The organism is Roseovarius salinarum (assembly GCF_002834145.1).
Taxonomy (GTDB): domain Bacteria; phylum Pseudomonadota; class Alphaproteobacteria; order Rhodobacterales; family Rhodobacteraceae; genus Roseovarius; species Roseovarius salinarum.
In genome coordinates this window covers 1-4,446 of sequence record NZ_PHNT01000037.1, presented here as the reverse complement: position 1 = coordinate 4,446, position 4,446 = coordinate 1, and the positions used below count along the sequence as shown (strand labels likewise).

2 protein-coding genes are annotated in these 4,446 nt (G+C 56.1%); both read right to left on the bottom strand.

Features of this window, described 5'->3' with window-relative positions; translation table 11 throughout:
* Positions 1-87: 87 nt before the first annotated feature.
* Positions 88-1,620, bottom strand: a complete 1,533-nt coding sequence (drmB, locus tag CEF10_RS16990; RefSeq protein WP_232796559.1) for a DrmB family protein — start codon at positions 1,618-1,620, stop codon at positions 88-90.
* A 4-nt stretch (positions 1,621-1,624) separates the two neighbouring features.
* A complete protein-coding gene (locus tag CEF10_RS16765) occupies positions 1,625-4,135 on the bottom strand; it encodes a helicase C-terminal domain-containing protein (protein WP_157933072.1) in 2,511 nt (836 codons plus the stop codon).
* Between the last annotated feature and the right edge of the window lie 311 nt (positions 4,136-4,446).

The following is a 4,446-nucleotide window of genomic DNA, read 5'->3' as shown; positions in this document are numbered from 1 at the left end:
AGCTTCTCGGCAGAACTCCAGCGGCGCCGGCGGCCGCCATCCGTGATGATCTCAACTTCGGACATGAGCACATGCTTAGGGATATCCCTAAGCCTCCTGGTTCAGGCCCACGTGTCCGGTCGAAAATGGGGCCAGTTCACGTTCCCGCAATGAGGTGGACGAGTAACCGCAGTCAAAAGAAAGCTGGTTGATGAGCATGTGTGCGAACGTGTGGATCATCACGAAAACAGGGTTGGCGTTGAAACCCATCCGCGGCGGCAAGTCGGCATCCTCCGCGGCTCGGAGTTGTGCGGACGAGAACGCATCTATCTCAGCCCTGTTGCGATCCAGCCAAGCTTTCACGGCCTCGGCCTTGAACTGTATGAAGATGCCCTCACCGGATACCTCGATTGCCGGAAGCCAATCTACAGAATTTGTCCCGAAGTCTGGTGGAACCATTCTGTTGGATGCACCCACGTCGCGTCTCTGAAAGCCACGGAAGACACGCACCTCGCGAAGTCGTTCAACTTGAACGATCCGCTCGAGAAGGTTGTTCAGTCCAAATTCTCTCGGCGGCTCATGCGAAATGGTTATAAGGCTCTTGCCTTTGAAGCCGTGAGGAGACGCAAGAACTGGAAACTCTTCATTCATCACGTCCTTTTGGTCAAAATCTTCGGCGGGATCCTGCGAGGAACTCGCCGCTTCCCCAGCGGTAATCCTTGAAAGAAAAACCTCGAGAACATCTTCGAAATCAGCGCCGTGGCCCTCGGCGATTTCTTCAAGATCTTCCTTGAATTCGCTCGGAACGTCTTCGATTGAAATTTGCCCCCTTGCGAGCTGTCTTGTCGCCATTTTCACCCAAGATTGAAAATACGAGTCATGGATTAGTCTTTCGGAAAGGGCGCTTCCTTTGGTCGCTTGGGCGATATCGAGCGCTGAAATGACAGAGGAGTAGTGTAGAGCGCTGGACCCCCTCGGTTCCATCGACATACGCAATGGTTTTCCGTCTTCATCCGTACATCCCGAGTTACCTTCGCCGGGTTGGTACCCTTTGCATGTCTGCGGCAGTGTGCCCTCGCTAATGCCCCCAAGGGATCTCGCCGCCCCACAAGAGCATTTGATGTACATGCTTTGGAAGTCTCCGCCCCGCCGGCCACTCACTGCGAAAGACAGCACGCTTGCTTCTCGTGAACAGCTCCCGGTTTCAGCCTGCTGTGCACCCCGGTGAGCCCAGTAGTACCAGTCGATTTCGTCGAGGTGGCCATTGTCGCAGACGGCGACAAAACGCATGGGAACAAGGACTCGCTTCTTGCACGCAGGTTCCCCGCAACGCGGCACCGGGAGCTGGCCCTGTTCGTCTTTCTTGTCCTTCTGGGTGGACCAGAATGTCATCTTCCGGCAGCCGGGGCAGAAGTGCCATCTCGGGAACCGCGTTGCCGATACCGCGAAGCCGGGTTTCTTTAAATGGTTTACGCCTCGCAGCCTACTGACCAACGAATGAAGTTCAACTTCCTCTAGATTTCGCCCCGTGGGCCATCGATGGGTTCCTCTTATGAAAAATGACTGGCCATCGATCTCGCATAGTGCACCGACCCCGAAGGGCGATACGACCTGTGTCCGTCTAAGGGATTTCGTGCTCATGGTCTCAGACTCTTAACGCTAGTTCGCTATCGACATGACGCATCGACTGGAGAGTATGCCAGCCCACACCGTCCACGAGCTTGTCCTCGAACCGGCGCAACAACGCTGGATCCTGCTGAGAAGGGGCGACAACGTAGGTGAGGCCCGAATGGGATTTGCGCCAATTCACCCATTGCTCGGTGAGGCGATCTAATTCCGACGCTAGTCGCAAGCGAATGTCGTGGTCCGCGGTTTCGGGGTACGCCGCCTGTAGCCTTTTAAGCAATGTAGCGAGGATTTTCTTGGCCTTCGCTTCCGATGGGTCGAAACGCCGGGCGCCCTGATTATCCTTGAGGCCAGTTCCATGGCGAACCGCGGTTACGAGCGCTGCATGCAACGCACGCTTGATTGCCGGCAACGATCCTGGCGTCACACTCGTTGGCTCCACGAAGCTGTAGAAGCGCTCGTGGAAGTTGCGGAAGGCCTCATAGTGAGATCGGTCGCGCGGCTTGCTTGGAGAAAAACAAGTGATCACGAGGCCCGGGACCTTGCCACGGCCCACTCGGCTGGACGCTTGGATATATTCGGCAGTAAGTTTCGGCTGGCCGTTGACGAGCATCAAGCCAAGCCGATCGATGTCCACGCCGACAGAGATTATGCTCGTGCAAGGTACGATGTCCACCGCAGGAGAAGCCGCTGGATCATGTCGCTGTCCTAGCTTCTGCCGCGCGACAGGGATCGGTACTTCGGCATGCGCCTTAAGTTCAAGTACGTCGAAGTCCGTGTTTCTCTCCACGTCCTCCGCCTCGGCGTAGACCTTGAGCCTCGCTGGTATCTCATCTCGCGTCGCGTTGACGATACGTCCCAGTTCACGCTTACTGTTGTGATAGGCGACGAGGGACCAGTAGGCATCTAACTCATCTACAGTAAGCTGGCCCTCTAGCTCGCTCACGGACTGCAGGATGGCGGCAATTGCCCACGAAACGGCGACAGTACTACGAAGCCCTTGGCCCATTAGACCTACGTAGAGGCGTGAATGATTAGTGTTTCCTACATCCATGCGGGCGAAGAACGTGTCCTCCGCGCGTATTCCGGGTGAGGGGAAAACTATGCCTTTTCGGCCATATGTTCTACGGCACTGCACTGACGCGTTTCGGATAGTAGCGGTGGCTGCGATGACCTTTGGCGTTGCGCTACCCGTCGAACGGACTACAGTCTCGAACGCCGCTTCATAGATTCCTGCGAGCGTTCCTAGTGGTCCCGAAATTAGGTGCAATTCATCTTGGACAATAAGAGACGGCGATCGAGTCTTTGTAGCCGCACCAAGGAGCCTGCCACCTTGCTCTTTCCAGGGTATCATCGCGAACTTGTCGATCGTCCCAAGTAGGAAAGACGTCGGGTTTCTGATGATCTGATCGTCGACAACGTAGGTGGGCAGGCCATCATGGAAATCACAGCCTTCCTCCGGACACCGAATGCGGAAAGACGAATCCGAAGCGAGAAAACCGTAGAAGGACAAGTCAACATCCCCGCTCGGTAGCTGCTTTTTTTCGGACGGAACGAGAAGCGTTCCACAGCAAGGACAGCTTTCGATTGGGAAGGGGTTGGACGCGCGCGGGTGCTCGGTCTCATAGAGCCAGCTGCACCATTGGAGTGCGCCGCCTGACTTCCACTTGCCATCGTACGCGGGGGAATTCACCTTATTTGGACTGACCTCGCCGCCAACGAATAGGCCGATCGAGAACTCGGTTTCGCCAAGGGAGTTATCTCCTGCGTCCCGAAGAGCTCGTCGGAGCATCTCAAGCGCACAGACCATGCCTGAGGTTCGCTGGAACTGATCCGATGTCAGAAAGCGATAGGTATATCTATTGATGACGCCGGTACCTGCGCCGGCTTCGCCATGCACTAGTCTACGTCTCACAAGTTCGAATGCTGCCGCGAGCAGGTATGCCTCGGTCTTGCCACCCCCGGTAGGAAACCAGATCACGTCAACAGACTCGCGGTCCTCGTGGTTCTCGTCGACGAGGGAAGGCAAGATTTGCAGCATGAAGGCGAGCTGGAATGGGCGCCATGCGGGCCGTGTGTTGGCGAAGTAGTCGATCGGGCCGGTCTCGGCCTCGCCGAGCTCGAATGGACCTTGTCGCCCGTCTTCTCTCGACCTACCACTTGCCCTAGCGAAATGCGACATTGACATAAGCATGGCGCGGTTGGCCAAGGTGAATGCCTTAAACGTTGGCCCGCCTTGGGCTAACAGTCGGGCGCCTTCCCTCATTCTAGCCGCACTCTTGATGCAGCGTTCGATTATTCTCTCGGCGTCCTTTTCAAGCCCCGCCGGCACTTCAAGCTCTTTTTGCGCTTCAATCCACTGCTCGTAGAACGAGATAAACCTTTCTACACGTTCAGAAAGTTCTCTTGGCTCCATAGTGCCCGACGCGAGCATCGACACGTTGAAGAGCCCATCGTCATCGAAAGGATCTCCTCCATCGCGAGCAACAAGTTCATCAAAGCGGGGCCTCCAAACGTGGGCTTTCGGCAAGGAGCTTGTTACAACGCGCCGACATGTTCCATCAGCGTCCAGCTCCCAGTCCGCCGCGATTCCGTGCCCGACCGCGAAAGCCGCTTGATCTCGATAAATGACCCGAAGTTCTCGTTCTTCCTCGCCTAGCGGTAGGTAGTCACCTGCTGGATATGGCTCGAAACATCCATCGACAGAAACAGCGCTGATCCGAGCTTGGAATATAGTTTGAACCGCCCCGGGTTTCCGAGAGGGTAAAACTCTCAGAGGATGACCGTTATGGAATCGAAGAAGAAGCACACCCCGACATACACGGCCGAGTTCCGCGAGCG